This window comes from Dyadobacter sp. HNCC25DJ184, from assembly GCF_056895215.1.
Genome location: NZ_JBXHAQ010000007.1, coordinates 280,402 through 304,377, shown reverse-complemented (window position 1 = coordinate 304,377; position 23,976 = coordinate 280,402). Strand labels below are relative to the sequence as shown.

The 23,976-nt window shown below is 43.1% G+C and carries 16 protein-coding genes and 1 tRNA gene; 9 read left to right on the top strand and 8 right to left on the bottom strand.

From position 1 onward, the window contains the following. The first annotated feature begins 363 nt into the window (after positions 1 to 363). On the top strand, positions 364 to 936 hold the full coding sequence (locus tag AC1XUD_RS13315) for an antirestriction protein ArdA (RefSeq protein ID WP_483361499.1): 573 nt from the start codon (positions 364 to 366) through the stop codon (positions 934 to 936). 145 nt (positions 937 to 1,081) lie between these two features. On the opposite strand, the gene AC1XUD_RS13310 is transcribed toward AC1XUD_RS13315, so the two are convergent. Further along, positions 1,082 to 1,155: transfer RNA gene (locus AC1XUD_RS13310), tRNA-Ile, on the bottom strand. A gap of 153 nt (positions 1,156 to 1,308) precedes the next feature. Here AC1XUD_RS13310 and AC1XUD_RS13305 point away from each other — a divergent pair. The 4 genes from AC1XUD_RS13305 (at position 1,309) to lpxA (ending at position 5,962) form a co-directional block, all read left to right on the top strand. Then, positions 1,309 to 2,559, top strand: a complete 1,251-nt coding sequence (locus AC1XUD_RS13305) for an HD domain-containing protein (RefSeq protein WP_483361498.1) — start codon at positions 1,309 to 1,311, stop codon at positions 2,557 to 2,559. Positions 2,560 to 2,653: 94 nt separating this feature from the next. After that, a complete protein-coding gene (gene lpxD / locus AC1XUD_RS13300) occupies positions 2,654 to 3,691 on the top strand; it encodes a UDP-3-O-(3-hydroxymyristoyl)glucosamine N-acyltransferase (RefSeq protein ID WP_483361497.1) in 1,038 nt (345 codons plus the stop codon). Positions 3,692 to 3,764: 73 nt separating this feature from the next. Next, positions 3,765 to 5,156: a bifunctional UDP-3-O-[3-hydroxymyristoyl] N-acetylglucosamine deacetylase/3-hydroxyacyl-ACP dehydratase gene (locus AC1XUD_RS13295; protein ID WP_483361496.1), complete on the top strand. Its 1,392-nt coding sequence runs from the start codon at positions 3,765 to 3,767 to the stop codon at positions 5,154 to 5,156. Next, a complete protein-coding gene (gene lpxA / locus AC1XUD_RS13290; protein ID WP_483361495.1) occupies positions 5,153 to 5,962 on the top strand; it encodes an acyl-ACP--UDP-N-acetylglucosamine O-acyltransferase in 810 nt (269 codons plus the stop codon). The genes AC1XUD_RS13295 and lpxA overlap by 4 nt, the downstream gene beginning before the upstream one ends. Positions 5,963 to 6,032: 70 nt before the next feature. Here the strand turns inward: lpxA and AC1XUD_RS13285 are convergent, their stop codons facing one another. The 5 genes from AC1XUD_RS13285 to tsaD form a co-directional block, all read right to left on the bottom strand. Continuing rightward, the gene (locus AC1XUD_RS13285) at positions 6,033 to 7,307 is read right to left on the bottom strand and encodes a porin family protein (RefSeq protein ID WP_483361494.1); all 1,275 of its coding nucleotides are present in this window, start codon (positions 7,305 to 7,307) and stop codon (positions 6,033 to 6,035) included. A 48-nt stretch (positions 7,308 to 7,355) separates the two neighbouring features. After that, the gene (locus tag AC1XUD_RS13280; protein ID WP_483361493.1) at positions 7,356 to 8,189 is read right to left on the bottom strand and encodes a hypothetical protein; all 834 of its coding nucleotides are present in this window, start codon (positions 8,187 to 8,189) and stop codon (positions 7,356 to 7,358) included. A 6-nt stretch (positions 8,190 to 8,195) separates the two neighbouring features. Further along, on the bottom strand, positions 8,196 to 8,996 hold the full coding sequence (locus tag AC1XUD_RS13275) for an MOSC domain-containing protein (RefSeq protein ID WP_483361492.1): 801 nt from the start codon (positions 8,994 to 8,996) through the stop codon (positions 8,196 to 8,198). A gap of 94 nt (positions 8,997 to 9,090) precedes the next feature. After that, positions 9,091 to 10,386, bottom strand: coding sequence for an APC family permease (locus AC1XUD_RS13270; RefSeq protein WP_483361491.1), 1,296 nt, complete (start codon positions 10,384 to 10,386; stop codon positions 9,091 to 9,093). 24 nt (positions 10,387 to 10,410) lie between these two features. Next, entirely contained in the window at positions 10,411 to 11,409 is a 999-nt protein-coding gene (gene tsaD / locus AC1XUD_RS13265) for a tRNA (adenosine(37)-N6)-threonylcarbamoyltransferase complex transferase subunit TsaD (protein WP_483361490.1), read from the bottom strand. Positions 11,410 to 11,513: 104 nt separating this feature from the next. Here tsaD and AC1XUD_RS13260 point away from each other — a divergent pair, with 104 nt between their 5' ends. Next, a complete protein-coding gene (locus AC1XUD_RS13260) occupies positions 11,514 to 16,109 on the top strand; it encodes a translocation/assembly module TamB domain-containing protein (protein ID WP_483361489.1) in 4,596 nt (1,531 codons plus the stop codon). Positions 16,110 to 16,219: 110 nt separating this feature from the next. Here the strand turns inward: AC1XUD_RS13260 and AC1XUD_RS13255 are convergent, their stop codons facing one another. Together AC1XUD_RS13255 and AC1XUD_RS13250 are read right to left on the bottom strand one after the other, a co-directional pair. Beyond that, positions 16,220 to 16,738 (bottom strand): acyl-CoA thioesterase, encoded by a 519-nt coding sequence (locus AC1XUD_RS13255; protein ID WP_483361488.1) that lies wholly within the window; start codon positions 16,736 to 16,738, stop codon positions 16,220 to 16,222. Positions 16,739 to 17,007: 269 nt separating this feature from the next. After that, positions 17,008 to 17,400, bottom strand: a complete 393-nt coding sequence (locus tag AC1XUD_RS13250) for a hypothetical protein (protein WP_483361487.1) — start codon at positions 17,398 to 17,400, stop codon at positions 17,008 to 17,010. A gap of 205 nt (positions 17,401 to 17,605) precedes the next feature. On the opposite strand from AC1XUD_RS13250, the gene AC1XUD_RS13245 reads away from it, so the two are divergent. The 3 genes from AC1XUD_RS13245 to pafA (AC1XUD_RS13235) all read left to right on the top strand — a co-directional run bounded on the left by AC1XUD_RS13245 (position 17,606) and on the right by pafA (AC1XUD_RS13235) (position 23,969). After that, positions 17,606 to 20,401: a M16 family metallopeptidase gene (locus tag AC1XUD_RS13245; protein ID WP_483361486.1), complete on the top strand. Its 2,796-nt coding sequence runs from the start codon at positions 17,606 to 17,608 to the stop codon at positions 20,399 to 20,401. 232 nt (positions 20,402 to 20,633) lie between these two features. After that, the gene (gene pafA, locus AC1XUD_RS13240; RefSeq protein ID WP_483361485.1) at positions 20,634 to 22,271 is read left to right on the top strand and encodes an alkaline phosphatase PafA; all 1,638 of its coding nucleotides are present in this window, start codon (positions 20,634 to 20,636) and stop codon (positions 22,269 to 22,271) included. Positions 22,272 to 22,364: 93 nt separating this feature from the next. After that, positions 22,365 to 23,969 (top strand): alkaline phosphatase PafA, encoded by a 1,605-nt coding sequence (pafA, locus tag AC1XUD_RS13235; protein ID WP_483361529.1) that lies wholly within the window; start codon positions 22,365 to 22,367, stop codon positions 23,967 to 23,969. The last annotated feature ends 7 nt before the right edge of the window (positions 23,970 to 23,976 follow it).

The window sequence follows — 23,976 nt, the reverse complement described above, 5'->3', positions numbered from 1 at the left end:
TGTGGCATAACTATGTAGATGAAAGCAGCCGGACCTAATCTTTGTAGAACGCCATTTTGATAAAAATACCTTGAAAGCCAATAAAATTTTATTGTGTAACATTTTATGTTCAACAGCCATTGAAATGCCAACCAGCCGCACGTTTACCAGTTAGTGCAAACGAAAGTTACGAAGTGAAAAATGACGGCTTCAAGCCTTCACTCCGTCAGCCGGCTATTTACCGCGGCAACTGGCCGCTCCTTAAACCGCCGTCTGGGCTTTGAACCCTGGGGGGATAAACCCCCGCCATTTTTCATTCAAGTGGGACATGCGATTGCCCTTTGGCACAAAGCCGGGCTTAGCTACTTCAAATGTCTTTCACTGATGAAAAATTCAAAAAACGCTCCAAAGATTTACGTAGGCACTTATGGGATGTACAAATCCGGGTCGCTTTTTGGGAAATGGTTTGATCTTTCAGACTATTCAGATGCACAGGAATTTTACAAAGACTGCTATGAGTACCACCGGAATGAATCTGATCCAGAGTTAATGTTCCAGGACTGGGAGTATATCCCATCTTTTCTGATCTCGGAAAGCACTTTACATCAGGACACATTCAAATACTTTGAAGCAGTTTCTGAAATGGATGATGACAGAGCTGAAGCATTTGAGGTTTACTGCTCAGACATTGTATCCTGGCCAGCCAACGGAAATGATCTGAAAGAAACACTGGAAAGTTTTGAAGAGGCCTATCAGGGATATTATGGAGGAGCTTTCAAAGATCCGAAAACAGAGTTTACTTACCAGTATGTTGAGGATACCGGAATGCTTTCGGGAGCACCTGAAATTCTGGAAAGATATTTTGACTACGAAGCCTTAGAAGAAATTTATTTCTTGAAAGCTATACCGAAATCAATGGATTTGTCTTTATCGATAGATAAATATTCAAAACTTTGAGGGCACTTGCAATAAATGTGAGTGCTCTTAAAGTGACAGACTCAGTCCATCGCAAGCAATTCCGGACTTCAAAAACTATTGCAACTATTATTGCAACCAAATAAAAAAGGACTCAGCTTTTGAAGCTAAGTCCTTGATTTTCAAGTGGGCCCACCTGGAATCGAACCAGGCACCTACTGATTATGAGTCAGTTGCTCTAACCGAATGAGCTATAGGCCCCTATCCCTTATGAATGACCTACTGATTACAAATTAGTTACTCTTAGGCCCTCGCGTAAGCGATATTGGAGTGCAAAATTAAGTAAACACTTTAATTTTCCAAGCGATATTAATAAGAATAAATACTTTCTTCCGTTTGTAGTTTGCTACTTTTGTGAAAAAAAGCGTTTTGGGGCAACGAAAAATCATCAACGATCCTGTTTATGGATTCATTTCCATCTCTTCCGATCTCTTATTTGATCTGGTTGAGCATCCTTATTTCCAAAGATTAAGGAGGATAAAACAGCTCGGTTTGGCGGATATGGTGTACCCAGGCGCTCTCCATACTCGTTTCCACCACGCTTTAGGCGCGATGCACCTGATGAGCCAGACTCTAAAGGCGCTTCAGGAAAAGGGTCATTTGATATGGGAACCGGAGGTCGAAGCTGCGCAAGCTGCCATATTATTGCATGACCTTGGCCACGGCCCGTTTTCGCATGTACTCGAAAGTGTGTTGATGCCCGGTGTCCCGCATGAGGCCATCACGCTTGCCTTAATGAAAGACCTGAATCGGCAAATGCATGGACGGCTGAATATGGCGATCCAGATGTTTGAAGGAACATATCCCCGCAAGTTTTTTCATCAGATGATCTCCAGCCAACTCGATATGGATCGGATGGATTATCTGAATCGGGATAGCTTTTATACGGGTGTCGTGGAAGGTTCAATTGGTGCCGACCGATTGATTAAAATGTTTGATATCGCGGATGACCAGTTAGTTGTGGAAGAAAAAGGGATATTGAGTATTGAAAATTTTCTCCATGCACGCAGGCTCATGTACTGGCAGGTTTACTTGCACAAAACGCTGCTCAGTGCTCAGGCAATGCTTACTCAAATTCTGCGACGTGCCCGAAAATTGATTGAGGAAGGGGTTGTTCTCTTCACCACAGCAGATTTTAAGCGTTTTTTAACGCACTACTATTCCATCGAAGATTTCGAGCGAATGCCTGACTTGCTACAGTCGTTCAACGCTTTGGACGATAATGACGTATGGGTATGCGTGAAGAGTTGGATGAACTGTGACGATGCCATATTATCCACGCTTTGTTACGGACTTATCAACCGGCATCTTTTTAAAATCAAGCTTTTTGATTCGCTACCGGATCAAACTGTTTTGGACGATACCAAGGCATTTTTAACCAAGGCAGGGGTTTCAGATGCCGATTTGTCATATTTCCTGATTGTTGGGGAAACGACCAACTGGGCATACGAAAAGGAACAGGATCCCATCAAGGTCAAAATGAAAAATGGGCAACTGTTGGATATTGCCGAAGCATCTGATATTCCGACCATCGAAGCGCTCACTAAGATTGTGCGCAAGTATTATGTATGTTGGGGTAAAAATGTATCTTTGCGTGGTTCATAATATAGACAGGTATTGGGATTAAGGGGCAGTATAGCCTACATATTAATTAGTATTAAACACGTTCAATACGCAACCGGAATTTAGCCTAGAAAATATGAAATTTACTGTCAGCGAAATTGCAAAGATGCTTGATGGAACAATCGTTGGAGATGAGACAATTACAATAGATTCCGCTGCTAAAATTGAGGAGGGGAAACCAGGATGTATCTCTTTTCTGGCCAATACCAAATATGAATCATACATTTATGATACCGAGTCATCTGTAGTAATAGTTAATAATGACTTTACTCCAAAGAGAGAGGTAAAGGCTACGTTAATATATGTAGAGAATGCCTATAGCGCATTTACAGTGTTGCTTCACGAGTACCAAAAAAGGTTGACAAGCGAGAAAACGGGGGTAGAGCAACCTAGTTTTATAGGTGAGAATTCGGTAATTGGAGATGGGGCGTATAGAGGTGCATTTTCGTATATTGGAAAGAATTGCAAGCTTGGAAATAATGTAAAAATTTACCCAAGCGTATATATCGGAGACTTCGTTGAAATGGGTGACAACGTGACGATCCATCCGGGTGTAAGAATATATGATAATACTATTATCGGAAAGAATTGTACTATTTTTGCTAATACGGTTATTGGCGGAGATGGGTTTGGTTTTGCACCTCAGGCGGATGGTACCTATAAGGCGATTCCACAGCTTGGAAATGTCGTTATTGAGGATGATGTAAGCGTTGGGTCGAATACTACAATCGACTGTGCGACAATGGGTTCGACGATTATTCGCAAAGGGGCGAAATTGGACAATTTGATTCAGATAGCGCACAATGTTGAAATAGGGCAGAATACGGTAATCGCGGCGCAGTCAGGAGTTTCCGGTTCGACACGTTTGGGTGATAATTGTATCATTGCAGGGCAAGTTGGAATTTCCGGGCATATCACTATCGCCAATAATACGAAGATAGGCGCCCAAAGTGGGTTGGGTAAATCCATTAAAAAAGAAGGATTGTCCCTGTCAGGTTCACCAGCGAGGGATCTTAGCGAGCACTTACGGGCAATGGCCTCTGCACGCAGGATGCCTGATATTGAAAAAAGGATAAGGGAATTGGAAAGTAAAAATGAAGTTTCGACCCACTAGGTCATTACAATATATCAATGCTCTGATTAACAAGGCTTCCTCCGAAAGCCTTTTGCTGTATAAGTAGAATATAATGAACGAAAAACAACAAACCATTTCCAAGGCAGTATCGGTAACGGGAGTGGGGTTACATACTGGTGTGGTCGCAACAATGACATTTGTGCCCGCAGCAGCAAACCACGGATACAAATTTCAAAGGGTCGACCTTCCCGGACAGCCTATCGTAGACGCAGATGTCGATAATGTGGTCGATTTGTCTCGTGGTACGACGATTGAACAAAATGGAGCAAGAATTAATACTGTGGAGCACACGCTTGCAGCCTTAGTTGGGCTTCAGATTGACAACGTGCTGATCCAGCTCGACGGTCCGGAACCTCCCATTATGGACGGAAGCTCCGTTAAGTTTGTCGATGCGCTGATTGATGCCGGAATCGAGGAGCAGAATGCGTACCGAAACTACTTTGAGGTACCTGAATATGTAGGTTACAAAAATAAAGACAAAGACACCGAAATGGTGGCTTTGCCATTATCGGACTACCGGCTAACGGTTATGGTGGACTACAATTCAACCGTAATCAGCAGCCAGCATGCTTCTTTGAACGATATTACTCTTTTTAAAGACGATATAGCTTCTTGCCGCACATTCGTATTCTTACACGAACTGGAAGCGCTTTATAAGCAAAATCTTATCAAGGGAGGCGATTTGACCAATGCCATCGTGATCGTGGATCGTGAAGTGGCGGACGGAGAACTGGATCACCTTTCCCAGCTTTTAAACAAGCCTAAAGTAAGTGTTGACAAGACCAAAGGGATTTTGAATAATGTGGATTTACATTATCCAAATGAAATGGCACGCCACAAACTGCTGGACTTGATCGGTGATTTGGCCCTGATCGGTCGTCCGATAAAAGCGCAAATCCTCGCAGCCCGGCCGGGACACGCCGCGAACGTTGCACTTGCGAAAAAGATCAAAAAACTAATCAAATCCGGGAAAGGAGATATACCTCAATACGATCCGAACAAGGCTCCAGTATTGGATATCAAACAAATCGGAGAGCTTCTTGCGCACCGTTATCCATTCCAGATGATTGATAAAATCATTGCATTGGACGAAAGCAGTGTTGTTGGAGTTAAGAATGTGACAATAAATGAAGAGTATTTTCTGGGGCATTTTCCTGGAAATCCGGTTATGCCTGGTGTTTTGCAACTCGAAGCGATGGCCCAGACAGGTGGTATACTCGTTTTGAGTAGCGTACCGGATCCGGATAACTACTGGCCATATCTGATTGGAATTGACGCATGCCGGTTCCGGAGAAACGTATTCCCCGGTGATACCGTAATATTTAAATGTGAGTTTACATCTCCAATGAAAAGAGGTATTGTGAAGATGAGCGGCCGAGGATACGTTTCTGGCCAATTGGTGTGTGAAGCAGATATGATTGCAAGCCTGGTTAAGAAAAAATGACACATTCGTTAGCATACATCCACCCTGACGCGAAAATCGCCGATTCAGTAGAAATAGAACCATTTGCAATGATCCATCAGGACGTTGAAATAGGTGAGGGGTCCTGGATAGGATCACACGCCGTTATCAACTCCGGATCAAGGATTGGTAAAAATTGTAAAATATATCCGGGAGCGGTAATTTCTGCAACTCCTCAGGATTTGAAATATAATAATGAGTATACGCTTACAATCATAGGTGACAACACAACTGTAAGGGAATATGCCACAATAAGCCGGGGCACAGAAGAGCATTGGAAAACTGTAATCGGATCGGACTGTCTGATTATGGCATATGCACACGTTGCCCACGATTGCCGCATTGGAAACAACTGTATCATTGGTAATAATGCGCAAATGGCTGGTCACGTACACGTGGGTGACTGGGCTATAGTGAGTGCATTAAGTGCTGTGCATCAGTTTGTTAAAATTGGGCCGCATGCATTTATTTCTGGTGCGACACTGGTTCGTAAAGACGTTCCTCCATTTACGAAAGCTGCCAGAGAACCGATATCTTTTGCAGGGATCAATTCAGTTGGTCTGAGACGCCGCGGATATAGCAATGAGAAAATAATTGAGATCCAGAATGTATATCGTTATGTATACATGAAGGGATTGAATAACGCAGAAGCACTGGAATTGATCGAAATTGAATTGCCTTCGTCGACGGAACGCGATAGCATTGTTAATTTCATAAGAAACTCAGAAAGAGGGATTATGAAAAGCCCTTTCCAATCAGGAGGATCTTCTACTGAAACAGAGGGATAAGATTTTCCCGAATATAAAAAAGCGCTTGAAATACTCATTTCAAGCGCTTTTTTTATGCTATTTTATATTTTTACAGTTGGTAGCTCACGAGCAAATAACCTCGCTGAACATTGGAATTCAGATTTTTATAAACTGCCATTCCGTTGCTGTTTTCATATCGAAGCTCAATACCAAACCTCTGAAAACCTGTACCTACCCCGAAAACAAATCCTTGTTCATATTTTCTAACATCACTTAGTGCTTCACCTTCGCTGGTTGAGGATGGAATTCCATTAAGCGTTCTTACTCTTGTGTACGAATTGGTCTCTGATATCGCCAACGCGTTGGTGATTCCACCCTGAATAAAGCCGGTAATTGTAGAAATGGGGAATTTATAACGTGCCATCGTACTCAATTTCAGATAGCTGAACCCGATTTTTGAAGTCGATGTCTGGACAAAGTTATCGTTAAAACTGATCTTCGATGTTTGCGAATTTTCAACACTATAATTTGTGTAAAGCAGATCAGCGTACACGGAAAATCTCCTTTGGGTCCGGGCAAGTATGAAATTGGCAAATATACCTCCGGAGAAATTTACTGAAGCCGGGATCCGGCCGCTAAGGTAATCCGGTGCGTCCGAGCCCTTGAAATTAACCTTTGTGAAAGTAGCTCCTGCAAGAACGCCGTACTCAAAAAGCTTTTTCTCTTTCACGAATTTGACCGATGGTTTTTCGTTCGTGCATTGCGAAAAGTAAGATTCGTAAACCTGACTTATTGATTTCTCTGAATAAGAAGTAGATTTTATTTTTGAGGCTGCGGCTGCGCAACCTGACAAATAGTGTTGCAATTGCTGTTTATATTGATCGCTATGAATGATATACGATCGGTCGTTTGAGGAATATCTTCGATAAGTATGGTCGACAAGCAAGGTATATTCGCCGTTCTCATTTATGTAGAAACTGGATTTATCCTGATGATCGTGCAGCAAAAAGAGATTCTTCTTTCCTTCAAAAAGAACAAGCAACATCACTGTCCTGCTGACCAAATCAGGAGTCGGCTTTTCAGAGAGTTCATTTATTTTGTCTGAGCTAATATTAACTGAAACAGTCGCTTTGAGATATTTTTCGTTGTGAACTACAAATCCAGCCAGGTCATCCTGTGAATAGGTCGTTGGTTGCTCACTTTCCTCCGTTTTAAAACTGATCTGATCAGGATTAATCTTCCAATTCTTGTATTCAATCAAGCCCTTTAAGGTGTCCATTTGGGCAGTGACAATATATCCTGGTTCCCACTTGCTTTGTGCGTAGTTTGATTTGGGCAAAAGGAAAATGGCGATGAGAAATAGCGGATAAAGAAGTCGGTTCATTTATAGAGAGGGAGTTTAATAGTAAAAGTTCTAAAGCATCAGTGTTTATCAGAGAATCGCCACTGGAATTAATGATAAAGTTCTTATTGTCAGTTGGATATATTTATTTTTTAGAAGTATATCCTTTCTCCATGAACAAAACCCCTGGGCGATGCCAGTCATTATCAAAATCGTAAAAAATCGTTGAGAGAACCGATATTCAGATAAATAGCAGGCTGATATACCGATAATGATTATCAATAAGCTGATTCCAGGGACGATATTGTTACCCACGGTACTGTTCCCTTTTTTGGAAACGGAGGTGTACTCTTTTTTAACCAGTCCATTTTGCCATATCACCATAAGTGAGAGCACAAACGCGAATTTGCTTTCTTTGCCCACTGACCCGGAGATCCAGCTCAAACCAAAACAAGCGGCCGTCATCAACAGTGATGCGCAAAATGATCTTATCGTCGAATAGCTATTGTCGGTGAATGTGAAGTTGAACAGATAGATATATGCGCCAGTGCAAGCAGTCATGATGACTGCAAAGAGCCACAAATCCTTTTGGTAAACAAAGAGAATGATAACAGCGCCAATGAGTGTGCCAACAATAGACCGGGTTAAGAAGACTTGATTTTGTTTAAACAGTATCTTTTTTCCAAATATATCAGACAATCCCTTTGGTTTGAAAAGATCGTTCAGCATGCTGAATGCATATACAGATAATATTAGTATCAAGGCATTCAATCCATTACCGACGGGTTGTCCGGTGGGCAACTTGGATGATAAAAGATAGTAAACCAGCGCAGTAGCCAGCAGGTGCGGATTGAGACTATAAAATACGGACAGATTAGAATCTCCCGATATGCTTTTTCGGGTCTTGGGAGCTATTGTTTTCAATTCGGATTATTCAATAATGATAACGTTGTCGCCTTCTTTGATGTCGCCATGATTTTTGGCGGTCAGATTTTGGCCGAAAAGGATTTTGTTATTGAGCCTGCGGTAGGTGGCCAAAGTTTTGAGAGGCTCCGTGCCTTTTTGGATTGTAATTGGGTCGATGGTCGTCATGACGCACCGGCCGCATGGTTTAACCAGCGAGAACCCGATATCTCCAATTTGAATTTCTTTGACAATATCTTCCTGATATGGCGACATGCCGTTAATGACAAAATTGGGTCTGAACCTGCGCATCGTGATTGGTTCGATCAGACGTTCATTTAAATCTTCCAGCGACGCCTCCGATATAAGCAAGAATGGAAAGCCATCCGCGAAACTCACATTTTCTCCATTTCGTGCATATCTGGGATCGGCTACCCGTTTCCCGTCCGAAGGCATTTTAACAAGTCTTACTGGAATCCCCAGATGATCACTTAACCAGTTATCAACCTTTTCATCGTCAACCAACTCTGCTTCTACTTCGTCGTCAAATATTGTTACCCAAATTAAGTTTGACTGCGACGGCTCGAAGCTTACTGATACGCAACTTTTGGGGTTTTTTCTGTCCACTATGACCAGTCCGTTTGACTCGATAGAAACATCGAGCAACGCCATTTTTGGGTATAATCGCTGGGTGATGAAGACTCCATTTTCGTCCACAATCATCCATCGTCTATCGTACTGTAATCCTCTTTCTTCGACCTTTGCTCGCGAAAGTCTAATACCAGCGAGGGATTTGATAGGGTAAATCCAGATTTCGGATATTGTCATGTGTGGGCTCTGTTGAAAAAGTGTGCAAATAAACGATCTGGCGACTTAATTGTAAATTTCCGACGGATTAAATTATTTGTTTTCAGATGATATTTTACTTTTCGGAAGGATCATTATTAAATCTGAACCAATAGGTTGACCCAAAAACCATCAATATACCAAATCCAATAACGGACGGAATAGGATTGTCAATTGTAATAAAACCTAAAACAAAACAACTGAATGCGATAAAAAGTATCTGAATATATGGACGCAAAGGGCTCTTAAAATTACGCGGTCGGCGAGTTGTAAAAAGCAAACTCGCCACCGCCAGCGTCCCCATAAGTTGGAGTGTAAAGGATGTATAAACCAACACTTGCTCCAATGTTCCTGAAAAAAGCAGCAGCAAAATAATGGCGATCTGGAGCCATATAGCCCTCACTGGGATGTGATGAATGTTGGTCGAACTAAAATAATTCCAGAGCGCATAATCTTTCGCCATCCTGCTCGTCACTCTAGCGCCGATCCAGATATATGAGCTCATGGTTGCGATGAGTTGAATCGAAATTCCAAAACTCACCCACTTGCCACCACTGATTCCAAAAATGTTCGAAAATGAAATCACCGCAACATCCGCTTTGCCTTGTAACTGTTCCAGTGAGGCAAATTTCAGGAATATCAATTGTAATAAAATATAGGAAACAGTGACGACTAAAGTTCCTATAATTAGTGATTTAGGTAAATTCTCTTCCGGTTTTCTGATTTCGCTGACGATGTATGCAGCGGCGTTCCATCCTGTATATGAATAGGTTACATATAGGAGAGAAGTGGCAAAATTGCCGGTAAATATCTCCTCTTTATAGCTGCTGCTAAAGTTGAATGCATTATCCGGGATGGCCGGAAAGTGAATTCCAACAAAAAGTATGATCAGTATAAAAGTAATTTTGACGATTGTTGCCCAGTTCTGAAACCAGCCGCTATGTTTTAAACTGAACGAATGAATTAACCCGATCATCAGAATAATGCATATGGTCAGAACACGAAGGTTGGGTAGCTGAAATGGAGCGAGATACGCTTCCATCGCAATTCCGGCAATGGCCACAGGAGCAGCAAAACCCGCGACCAAGGAAACGAGTGCCGACAGATATCCCAAAAATGGATGAATTCCTTTTGATATAAAGACGTAATCGCCACCGTTTTCTTCTGTATAACGTGTGCCAAGTTCGGCGAATGTGAATGCGCCAATTAAAGCCAATATTCCGCCTGCCAGCCAGAGAATGATGATGGTCCAGGTATTGTTGGAACCGCTAAGCTGGAAACCGAGACTGGTGAAGACGCCCGTACCCACCATATTCGAAATAACCAGCGCACAAGCTGTAAGCCATCCAATTTTATGGTGTGAAGTCGTCATAAACCAATAAGGAGTGAGTTGCAATTACATTTCCATACGTGCCAGCGGACTGACGGTTTGATCGCAAAAATCTCTATTTAAGTATTTGAAGTAACCGGCCATAGCGATCATTGCGGCATTGTCAGTACAATATTCAAATTTTGGAATAAACACATTCCATCTTTGTTTTTCGCCCAATTCGATCAGCGCCTCTCTTAACCCTGAATTTGCAGAAACTCCACCAGCGATTGCTATTTCTTTTATTCCAGTTTCCCGGGCCGCTTTTTTGAGTTTTTTCAACAGGATATCCACCAAAGTATATTGAATACTCGCACAGATATCATTCAGGTTTTCTTTAATAAAGTCAGGATTTTCCCGGACCTGTTTCTGCAAAAAGTATAAAAAAGAAGTCTTAATACCACTAAAAGAAAAATCCAGTCCCGGTATTTCCGGAAGTGGGAAAGGATATGCGGCCGGATTTCCCAGGCGAGCATATTTGTCAACCAAAGGTCCGCCCGGATATGGCAAATCCATGAGTTTGGCCGTCTTGTCAAATGCTTCGCCGACAGCATCATCCTTCGTTTCGCCGATAACTTCCATTTCCAACGGACCAGTTACCTTCACAATCTGCGTATGCCCGCCACTAACCGTCAGGCACAAAAAAGGGAATTCAGGTTTCGGATCTTCAATAAAATGTGCCAATACATGCGCCTGCATATGATTTATCTCAATTAGCGGAATTTTCAAGCCCAGCGCCATGGCCTTTGCAAAGGATGTTCCGACGAGCAATGCGCCTAATAATCCCGGTCCTTTAGTAAACGCAATGGCATCAAGGTCATTTTTTGCTACTTTTGCATCAGTTAACGCTTTGTCGACAACCGGCAGAATATGCTGCTGGTGCGCACGTGAAGCAAGCTCAGGGACAACGCCGCCATATTGGGTATGAATTAGTTGAGTGGCAATAACATTTGATTTGATTTCACCGTTTACGATAACAGCGGCAGAAGTTTCATCGCAAGATGATTCAATTGCAAGAATGTTCATGAGTATCTGAATAATAATATGCAAAAGTAAGCATTTATTAATGGCGACCCGATTTGCAGGGTCTCAGCCTCGATTTTTAAATGCTTTAGCCATAGAAAAGTGATATGTTAGGAATTCTGAGGGCGATTTTGAACGGCCTGGTGGTAGTATTTATCTTTGCGCTTCTCGCGCTGGGGATATGTACTATGGCTCTTCAGTTTCCCTCTGTTCAGACCTATGCGGTCCGTCTGGTTACTTCCAATATCTCCAAAAAACTTGGCTATCCTGTTAATATTGAGAGGGTTAACATAAAATGGTTTGATGTGGTTTCGCTGGAAGGAGTATCTGTTCTGGACACAAACCAGAAAGATATGATCAGGGTGGGGCGGATTGATGTCAATCTGAATGTTAATAATATCATCGAAAATTCGGCCAGGGAGATCAGGTTGGATGAGGTAAATGTATATCAGCCCAATGTAAAAATGAAAGTGGTGCCCGGTGGTGGCAGACTCAATTTGGACGGATTTATTGATAAAATCGCCGAACTGACTGCTCCCGAGATTCCTCGACCCGACAACGCGCCTGAGAATAACACGCCTTTTGTGATCAGCAAATCCAGGGTAATTGATGGCACATTCAGCTACGATGATCCCCGTGAACCGCATATCAGAAATCCACGGGTATTTGATTACTACCATTTTGTACTGAAGGATATCGAAGGAGATTTGAAAAACTTCCTGATTCAGGGAGACACCATCGCGTTCCATGCCAAAAATCTGCATACGGTCGACAGCCAGACGGGTCTCAAAATGCACGAACTCACTACTGACTTTCTGTTTAGTCAGAAGCGAATGGAACTGAAAAGTCTCGATGCTCACATCGGAAAATCGCATTTGAGGGACGAGATCATTTTTGCCTACAACCGTTCCGGCGAGCTGGGCGACTTCAACCACAAAGTGCTTCTGAAAGGTCATTTGGTAGGGAGTTATATAAGCTCAACAGACTTGGGATTATTTTCAAGTTATATCGACGCCATGGAGGAAAATTGGCTGGTTTCCGGCGATTTCAATGGGAAGGTGGATGATTTTGTGTTGTCCAATACTGATCTCCGATTCGGAAAAGACAGCCGGATTGTGGGCGATTTAGGTTTTAAAGGCTTGCCACAATTGGAAGGGATTCAAATGGATCTGAAATTGGGGACTTCCAAAATCCTTCCGGAGGATATCGTCAAATACTATCCTGAATGGGAGTCGCACGAAACTTTGGCCAAGTTTGGTCTAACGATTTTGGACGGATCTTTTAAGGGGACACTGAGTGATTTTGATATAAAAGGAAACGCTTCGACGGAATTAGGGCAGCTGGGTTGTGACCTCGCATTTCAAATCAGAGACGACCAGTCTACCACATATCTTGGAAGTCTAAAAACGGTAGGTTTTGAGCTTGGAAAATTGTTGGACGACGAGAAAACATATCAGTTGCTTGATTTTGAAGGAAATGTTACTGGGAAGGGTTTGACGCTGGCATATGCTTCGACGAGACTTGATGGGGCAATCGGCAGAATCGGTTTCAGAGGGTATGATTATGAGCATATCAACGTGAATGGGAATCTGCAAAAACAATATTTCAACGGTAACGTAAGTGCACGGGACAGTAACCTTGTTTTGAATATTGACGGCGAATTTGATTTAACAAGGGAGAAAAATTATTTCGATGTCAAGGGTGCTATTCAACGGGCAAATTTGGGCGAACTAGGTTTTACCAAGGATAGTATAACCCTAAAAACCGATCTTGATTTCCGGATATCCGGAAATAGTATTGATGAGCTTACCGGAGAAGCCAGGTTGCTTAATACTTCTCTGGTACACACCCATAAGGATCGAAACCTGGTGATCGATACATTGTTGCTTTCTTCAAAAATAGGAGACGGACAAAGGGAAGTTACATTGGGAAGTGAATTCTTGACCGCAAAGTTGGAGGGCGATTTTTTGCCTACAAAAACCTGGAAAGACCTGAGTCAGTTGCTGGAAGAGTACCGACTCTATTTTATTGAAAACGAAACGAACCGGAACGAGTACTACGCGCTGAAGCCGAAGCAACTGATATCTAACCGCTATCAGATTGACTATGAGGTTGAAACGCGGAATATCGCCAGCCTTCTGGCATTTTTAAGCCCTGATGTTTATTTGTCAAAAGGTGCCAAAGCAGAGGGGATGTTCAAGATGGATAATACCGCTTTCCTGACATTCAACATGAAGGCGGATACGATGCGATATGGCAAGAGCCAGTTTGTGACTTCCGAACTGGATGTGACGACTTCCAAATTTGTGAACAGTGCGGAGGTATTAGCTTCTGCGTTCGTGACTTCTAATAATCAGCAGATTAAATCAATGGTTCCGACAGAAGGTATGGAGCTTGAAGGGACCTGGGATGAAGATCATATTGAATTTAACGGCGCAATTCAACAGGTTAACAGTTCCAATAAAGCCGATCTGGGTGGTGAGATTCGCTTTTTGGAGGAAGGGCTGAACATCAGCTTCAAGAACTCGCGGCTTAGTTTGCTTGATGAAGACTGGAATATGCCGGCCAATAGCCTGATATCGGTACGAGGCACGGATATGTATTTTAGCAACGTCGGTCTTATCAGCGGAAAGCAGCGCCTGGCGCTCAATGGTTTCATTTCGGACAATCCGGATAAGAGCCTGAAGCTGGAGGTCACCAATTTTAAGCTCAACTCCATTAACCCGGTTTTCGATGTTAAACTAGGCGGTATTATGGACGGGCAAGCCAATATTCGCAATATCTATAACGGGTCAGAACTCGATGCAAGTTGTAATATTGAAAGCTTGGGATATGGTGGATATGAGTTTGGTAATTTCGAAGGAAGCGGCGAATGGGACCAGAATGAGGCTGAACTGCTTGTTGATGCGCATTTGAATAAGGATTTAAGAAGGGTATTTGATCTGACGGGATACTATCGTCCTTCGGCTCAGACGAATACCCTAAAGATGAAAGCTATATTCAATCGTGTTGACTTCAAGGCACTGGAGCCGTTTGCGGAAGGTTATGTTTCGGATATTGGCGGCACAGCCCAAGGCACTGTTCTGATTGGCGGGAATGTGACTGCACCCGTTTTGGAAGGGTCGTTGATGGTCGAAAATGGAAAAATGAAGTTTGATTATCTGCAATCTGTTTTCACATTCAGTGATAAAATCAATTTTACTGAAAGCGAGATTTCAGTAAACAATATGCTCCTAACTGATGAGGATGGCAATACGGCAAGAGTCAGAGGTGGTGTTTTTCATGATGGTTTCAAGTATTTCTCCCTGGGATTTAATGCCGATTTGCGCAGTTTCAAAATTTTGAACACAACGGCAAAAGACAATAGCATGTTTTACGGAACGGCATATGTCACTGGGCCGGTGAGCGTGTATGGCCCATATGATAATCTTAACATAGAGGCCAATGCTACAAGCAATAAGGGTACCAAGATATTTATTCCGCTGGATGGAGCAACCGAAGTTCAAACTCAGGATTACATTCAGTTTGTAAGTAAAATGCCAAAAGTGGCTCGGGTTGAAGGTGACACGACTGAGCAGATCCGGGAAGTGGGCGGGATCAAGATGGATTTTAATTTCAATATTACGCCTGACGCAACCTGCGAGATTATTTTCGACCGGCAGACAGGTGATATCATTCGGGGTATTGGAAGTGGCCGTATTAATCTTAATATCGATACTGAAGGAGACTTCAAAATGGCTGGGACCTACGAAATCGACAAAGGAGATTACAATTTCACATTGCAAAATGTGATCAACAAGAAATTTACCATCAAGCCTGGAAGTCGTATTATCTGGTCAGGAGATCCATATGGTGCACAGCTGGACGTTAAAGCTGGATATACGCAATCCGTTTCGCTTTTAGGCGTGTTACCGAATCAGACTACAAGTACTTCCGGTGGGGATGTTTTATCAAGGCGTTATCCCGTGGAAGTAACAATTGGTCTTTCCGATCGTCTGATGTCTCCCCAAATCAAATATGATCTTAGAATTCTGGATAGTCCGACTTTAAGTTCCAGCAATTACCAGGGATATCTGGAGGCATTTCAGAACAAACTTAAAACTGACGAACAGGAGCTTAGTCGACAGGTGACTAGTTTGCTGGTAATGAATCAGTTATTGCCGGAAACCAGTTTGTCAGGACAGACAACAACTGGTACGAACTTCCTTGGAAATAGTTTGAGTGAGCTTGTTTCCAATCAGATCAGCCGCTGGGCTTCTGAGATTAATGAGAACCTGGAAGTGGGCGTTTCGGGTTTATCTTTGGATCAAAACGCGTTAAATAATTTGCAGCTTAGGTTTTCATACCGTTTTCTTAACGATCGTTTCAGGGTAACACGCGATGGCAGGATCAGTAATGGAACCGTAGGAGGTACGACGCAATATGATGCCGCGAGTTTGATTGGAGAATGGACTTTGGAATACTGGCTCAATCCGAAGGGCTCGGTGAGAATCAAGGCGTATAACCGTAATGTTCAAAATTCGTTCTATTTCAGCACGGTGACTACCGGCGGGATGAGTATGCAGTTTACACATAGCTTCAATAGATTCATCCCCCTCGCCAAGCCCGGTCTCAGAATACCATTTCTTCCGGCAGATTCAATCAAACACGATTCCACCGCGGGAAAGTTGATCTCAACGAAAACGATTAAAGACTCGAAGTAGATTTTGCACAATCCATGATAGTACCTGAAGAATGTCGGCAGTCCGTTTCCAGCGCCATTAAAATGACAACCACTGACTTCTCCCTGACCATTATTGACCAAAAATGCTTGTTAGTCATTTTTAAGAGATTCCTTGATAGCATGTATCCTGTCGTTGAACGCCAGCGTTTCAAAATCCAGCCCCGGTACACAGGTTGCTTTTAGATAATCCATCACTTCCTGCGGGTGAGGCGTACGTTTTCCGCTAATAATACTGATATGCTTTGAAGTGGTCCAAAGTACCGTTTTGAGCTCAGTCCGGTGATCATTGGTAATAAAATATTCAGTAACCATCGTGTCTTCGTTATAGTGGATGACGCGCGAAGTGATTCGGACCCATTCGCTGATCAAAGCCGGTCTCACGTACGCGATTTGATGCTGATAAACCACCCAGCTCGTCTTTAACTCCCGATACATGGCTTCAAAACTAAACCCGTACAGTTTCGAAACCTGATCCTCCCGGGCGTTGAAGAAATAGTCAAAATACTTAGAGTTGTTGAGATGCATCAGCGGATCACAATCCTGAAACCGGACAATAACCCTGCTTTCAGCTTCAACTGGCATTTCAGAAAAGTTGGCTTTGAAGAGCATAGTTGTTGTTTTTTTTGGATAAAAGGAAGAGGGAGGAAAGGGAAGAAGGAACGCGGAGATCAGACTTTCAGGATGAATTTGGGGTTAACGGTTAATAGGTTAAGGTTTAAAGGGACTGCCGAAAAGTGTAATGTTTTTACATTGAAACATCTTCAACGCTAGGGTATGGAACTACTGCTGATGCCGAAATCCGTTAACCTTTAACCATTCATTCTTAACCCGTCTTCCCACTTCCTCCCTTTCGTCCTCTCTTCCATACTCCTTTAAGCTCATTCCCCCCGATACCTCACCGCCACGCCCGACAGCATATACCCTTCTTTGCTAACCGACGTAAAATATTTGTATTTGACATTGATCAAGGCGTCGGCTCCGATTTTTTGTGCTTTTAAAACCAGTTTTGCCATCAGAAGCTCCTTCGTCTTGGCATCGTTTCCACGCATGATCATCGTATTGTCTTTGGTCTGGTCGCTGGTCAAAGAGTCTTCGCTACCAATCTCTACGAAACCGATTTCTGAATACGGTCGGGAAACAGGCTCGTTTTCCAATACCACATCTATAGGATATTTGGAGTGGCTGGAAATTGGAATCCCGCTCGCGCAGCTCCCAAGTACAAAAATGGCTGCTGCGATAACAGGCTTTATCAAATGTTTAATTTCTGACATATATCGTTGAATTCGAATACCAAACTTAAATCTTTCTGATTTATATACATGACTTTCTTAGGTAAATGTTGCAACAAGGGGCATATATCTCGCGACATGTTACTGTTTGTATATATCAGGTAACCATTTATCAAGAAAAATGTTGAAAATTCAACCTCGGCAATTAAATTCATAGATTAAATTTCATCAGTCAATCAGATAACATATGATTAGAGAATTGTTGAGTTCAAGAGCGGTCTATTCCTTCCTTTTGTCTGGATTGCTGGTGGCTCCGCTGTCGGCTCAGGATTTACCAAAAAACATTAAAAAAGTCGCTTCAGTCGAAGGAATTACCGAATATAACTTTGACAACGGTCTGAAAGTACTGTTGTTTCCGGATGCTTCCAAGCCGACCGTAACAGTGAATATCACCTATAACGTTGGTTCGAGACATGAAGGATATGGAGAAGCGGGAATGGCTCACTTGCTGGAACATCTTGTCTTTAAAGGCACTCCAAAACATCCGAATATCCCGCAGGAATTGACCGAACACGGTGCCAGACCCAATGGAACTACCTGGTACGACCGTACCAATTATTATGAAACATTCTCATCTTCTGAGGAAAACCTTAAATGGGCACTTGACCTCGAAGCTGACAGAATGCTCAACTCCTATATTGCTAAAAAGGATTTTGACACGGAATTCAGTGTCGTAAGAAATGAATTTGAGTCCGGTGAAAACAGCCCTTTCAGGGTGTTGATGCAGCGTGTGGCCGATGCTGCATATTCGTGGCATAACTACGGAAAATCGACGATTGGAAATAAATCGGACATAGAACGTTATCCGATTGAGAATATTCAGGCTTTTTATAAAAAATACTACCAGCCTGACAATGCTGTTCTGATGGTTGCAGGGAAGTTTGATGAGGCAAAGACATTGGCCTTAGTAAGTGAATATTTCGGGAAACTTCCGAAACCAACGCGCATATTGCCGAACACCCATACCGAAGAGCCAACGCAGGACGGCCAGCGCGAAGTGGAAGTAAGACGCACGGGTGACGTGCAGTTGGTAATGGCTGCATATCACATCGCACCGGGTTCTCATGCGGATTATCCCCCGACTGAAGTATTAACAGAACTGCTTTCTGCTGAACCATATGGAAAGCTTTACAAAAACCTGGTGGAGACGAAAAAAGCGACTTCAGTATTTAACCTTACTTTCCAGTTACATGATCCGGGATATACCCTTTTTGGTATGGAAGTATTGAAAGACAAGTCTTTAGATGAGGCAAGATCTGTTTTTCTGGCGACTTTGGATTCAGCAGGAAAGGTTAAACCAAAACCGGAAGACATTGAGCGCGCGAAAACTACTATTCTGAAAAACTGGGATCTGGAATTCCGTAACTCAGAAAGAGTGGGGCTTGGGATCAGCGAGTTTATCGCCGTGGGAGACTGGCGTCTGGCATTCCTTTTCCGAGATCAGATCAGAAAAGTGACTGCTGACGATGTATTCCGGGTTGCGCAGCAATATCTGAAAACGTCAAACAGAACGGTGGGTTCATTTGTGCCGGAGGCAAACTCCTCCCGCTCGGAAATACCACAGGCTCCGGACGTGGCGGCATTGGTAAAAGACTACAAAGGCGAGGCGCAGGTTGAACAAGGTGAAGCGTTTGATCCTTCTCCGGCCAATATCGAATCGCGTACTACGAAGGTTGAAAAGCCAAATACCTTTGAGCTGGCTTTACTTCCTAAAAAAACTAGAGGTAATGTGGTGTCAGCTCGTCTGACCTTGCGATTTGGTGATGAAAAAAGTCTGATGAATAAGGGCGCGATTCCATCGCTTACGGCATCATTACTTGACAAGGGGACTAAAACAAAAAACCGTCAGCAGATCAAAGACGAGTTTGATAAGCTGAATGCACGTGTTGGTATTGGGGGCGGAGCTAATCAGGTGACGGTTAATATCGAAACGACGAAGGCCAATCTGCCTGCTGTTTTGAAATTGGTAACAGAGATATTAAAGGAACCGGCTCTGAACGCGAATGAGTTTGACAAATTGAAAGAGGAAGAAATTGCAGGCATAGAGTCGCAACGGAGCGATCCGCAGGCAATTGCTTTTACTGAATATCAACGACTGGTATCACCGTTCCCAAAAGGTGATCCAAGATATGTTGGTACTTTCGATGAAGATTTGGCGGAAATTAAATCGGCTTCAATCGATCAGGTGAAAGCGTTTTACAAAGAATTTTATGGAGCATCCAACGGATCTGTTGGTATCGTAGGTGATTTTGATAAGGACGCTATTGAGAAACAACTTATTGGAGAATTGGGAAGCTGGAAAAGTCCTAAGACCTTCAAAAGACTTGCGTCTCCTTTCGTAGCTGCGAAACCGGCAAACAAGGCAATTGAAGCGCCGGACAAAGCAAATGCGTTTTTTGTAGCAGGTGTTCCTATTGCTCTGCAAGATTCAGATCCTGATTATCCGGCTTTGATATTAGGCAATTATATCTTGGGTCAGGGCGTTCTGAATTCTCGTTTGTCCACCAGGATCAGACAAAAAGAAGGTTTGAGCTATGGTGTTGGTTCGCAGGTTTCGGCTAGTCCTTTGGATAAAAACGGATCATTTATGGCATATGCAATCTATGCGCCGCAAAATCTGGAGAAATTGGAGCAGGCTTTTAAGGAAGAAGTTGAACGAGCAGTAAAAGACGGATTTACGCCTGAAGAAATTAAGGCTGCCAAGTCAGGATATCTTCAGTCACGTCAGGTTTCGCGTTCACAGGATGCAGGACTTTCAGGAACTTTAAACAATAACCTATACCTGAACAGAACCATGGACTGGGATGCAGATTTTGAAAAGAAAATTGAAGCATTAACCCCCGAAACTATCAAGGCAGCGTTCGATAAGTATATAGATTACAGCAAGTTAGTGATCGTGAAGTCTGGAGATTTTGCGAAAGCTAAAAAAGGCCAGGGAACAGAAGCGTCACCTGCCAAGGTGAGTGGAAGCGGAAAGAACTAAGTAAACATCACCTCTATGAAAAGCCGGAACTTCAAAACTTCCGGCTTTTTGTGTTTAATACGGTGGTACATACTTACTTTTGCACCGTAGCATAATAGGTGTAAATGTTAAAAAACCATTATAAAATGCTGTTGTACACCAATGAAAATGGCGCGAGCTGTTATTTTTAAATCCTGTTTTTTATTCTTCAATAATTGAAACTATGAAAATAGCCTCCCGCTCTTGCCTACAAATGTTAATCCTTATCGGATTGACAGCAGGTTTTACCTATGGTCAGAATACAGCCGCCGCAAAAACTTCACCGCTGGCCAGGCCGAAGTTAGTCGTTGGAATTGTAGTGGACCAGATGCGATATGATTATCTGTACCGCTATTACGACAAGTACAAAGAGGGCGGTTTGAAGCGGTTGATGAATGAAGGATTTAATTGCCGTAATAACCATTACCACTATGCCATAACGGTTACAGCCGCCGGACACTCCGCGGTTTATACAGGCTCGCTACCAGCCATAAACGGAATTGTGGGAAATGACTGGTATGATAAAGAGCTTGGTCGAAATGTATACTGTACAGACGATAGCACTGTGGCTACCGTTGGCAGCTCGAACGTGACAGTTGGTAAGATGTCGCCTAAAAATTTACTGGTAAGTACAGTCACCGACCAACTTCGCATCGCGACCAATTTTCGTTCAAAAACAATCGGAGTTGCGATTAAAGACCGTGCGTCGATTTTGCCAGCCGGGCATGCCGCTAACGGAGCATATTGGTTTGATTCCAAGACAGGAAATTTTGTAACAAGCACTTACTATCGGAACGATTTACCTTCGTGGGTTCAGGCATATAACGACAAAAAAATGCCGGCCAAATATTTGACATCAGGCTGGAATTTGCTTTTGCCGGCAGACCAGTATACTCAGAGTACGAGAGACGATGTGCCTTGGGAAGTGAAGTTGCCAGGTGTAGCAAAACCGGTTTTTCCATATGAACTGGCAGGAACAGCTGGCGATCCTTATGGTGTAATCACAACGACGCCATGGGGGAATACGATGACGAAGGATATGGCCATTGCTGCCATTAAAGGGGAGAATCTTGGTAAAGGAAAAGACACTGATTTTCTGGCTGTAAGCTTTTCAACGCCAGACAGAATAGGTCATGCTTTTGGTCCTAATTCAGTGGAACAGGAAGACAACTATATCAAACTTGATATGGAATTTGCCGATTTTTTCAACTTTCTGGACGGTTGGGCAGGCAAAGGGAACTACACCGTATTCCTGACTGCCGATCATGGTGCAATGGATGTTCCCGCTTTTTGGCAGGAAAATAAACTGCCTGCAGGCTTAATGAATCCGACGACATTAACGAGAACCATCGTAAGGGCGCTGAACGAAGCTTTTGGAGAAGCAGAATACGTTCAGTCTTTCGAGAACTACCAATTATACTTGAATCCCAAATTGCTGGCAGACAAGAAAGTGACTGTCAAAGATGCCTTTGAAGTAGTGCGTGCAGCTCTTCTTCCAGTGCAGGGTATAGCCGATGTGATCAATTTACGTGATATTGGTAATGCGCCACTTAATACTTACCAGCTCGAGCTCTTTAAGAACAATATCAATGCGAAAAGAAGCGGTGATATTCAATTGATCGTTCAACCAGGTTGGTTTGCATCGGCATATGCAACAGGGACTGACCACGGAACGCCATATAATTATGACACCCATGTACCGTTCCTGTTATATGGTTGGGGTGTCAACAAAGGCGAAACTTTGCGCAGAACAACCATCGCCGATATAGCACCGACGATCTCTGCGTTGCTGCATATACTTCCTCCGAGCGGAAACGTTGGAAATCCGGTATCCGAAGCTTTGAAAAAATAGGTCAACCAACTTTAAATAAATAGTCAACCAAATTCCTAAACAGTGAGAAAAATTTCAGTTTGTGTTTTGAGTCTTCTTGCCGCTGGTTCAGTGATGGCTCAAAGTGCTAAAAAAGTGACAGCAAGTTCGCCCAAGGTAGCCAGACCTAAACTGGTAGTCGGTATTGTAGTGGATCAAATGCGTTACGATTATCTGTATCGATACTACGATCAATATACCGAGGGTGGTTTCAAACGCATGATGAACGAAGGATTCAATTGTCGAAATAATCATTATAGTTATGCTTTGACGGTCACGGCTGCCGGCCATGCCAGTATTTACACAGGTTCAATACCTGCCATCAACGGAATAGTAGGAAATGAATGGTACGATACCTTTGCTGGTCAGGAGGTATATTGTGTAGAAGACAGCACCGTCGCGACCGTAGGAAGTACCAATAAAAGTGTTGGGAAAATGTCTCCTAAAAATTTGCTGACCAGCACGGTTGCAGATCAGCTTAAGATCGCAACCAATTTCCGCTCCAAAACGGTGGCAGTGGCGATCAAGGATCGTGGGTCAATATTGCCAGGCGGCCATACTGCCGACGGTTCATACTGGTTTGATTCTAATACCGGAAATTGGGTGACGAGTACATTCTATATGAATGATCTGCCTCAGTGGATGAAGGATTACAATGCGAAGAAAATGCCGTCTGAGTATTTGCGAAAAGGATGGCAATTGCTACTCCCAGCAGACCAGTATACGCAGAGTACTGCCGATGACGTGGCTTGGGAAGGAAGGCTTCCTGGCGCTAAAAAGCCTGTTTTCCCTTATGAATTAGCTGGTTTGGCAGGCGATGCCTTTGGTGTGGTTACTCAAACTCCTTGGGGAAATACGATCACCAAAGAAGTCGCCATTGAAGCTGTGAAAGGTGAGAAATTAGGCAAAGGAAAGGATACCGATTTTTTAGCAATCAGTTTTTCAACACCTGATAAGATTGGTCATAGTGTAGGGCCTAATTCGGTTGAGCAGCAGGATGATTACCTGCGTCTGGACAGGGAGTTTGCCGACTTGTTTAACTTCCTGGACGGATATGTTGGAAAAGGAGAATATACCGTCTTCCTGAGTGCTGATCATGGCGTTGTGGATGTTCCTGGTTTCGCAAAAGAACACAAACTGCCGAACGGCCTGGTAAGTATGAGCAACCTCAGAAAAGTGATTAACCAGTCGATTCTGGATGCATTCGGGGAAGGGAAATTTATCAAATCATCAGAGAATAATCAGCTATATCTGGATCATAAGTTATTGAGAGAGAAGAAAATCTCTGTATCTCAGGTGGCTGAGGTAGTCCGTGAAGCAGTATTGCCGCAAGCTGGAATTGCTGATGTTCTCGATTTGACCAATATGGGTAAAGCCCCACTGAATACCTATCAGTTGGAATTGTACAAAAACAACGTGAACGCCAAAAGAAGCGGAGATATCCAGATCATCACGCAGCCGGGATGGTTCTACGGCACAAACACAGGAACATCTCACGGAACACCATATAACTACGATACACATGTTCCATTTGTCATATTTGGATGGGGTATAAACAAAGGCGAGACCTTAAAAAGGACTTCTATCACGGATATAGCACCAACCGTTTCTGCTTTATTGCATATACTTCCACCAAGTGGGAATGTTGGACAAGCTGTTGTAGAGGCTTTGAAGAAATAAGAGGATA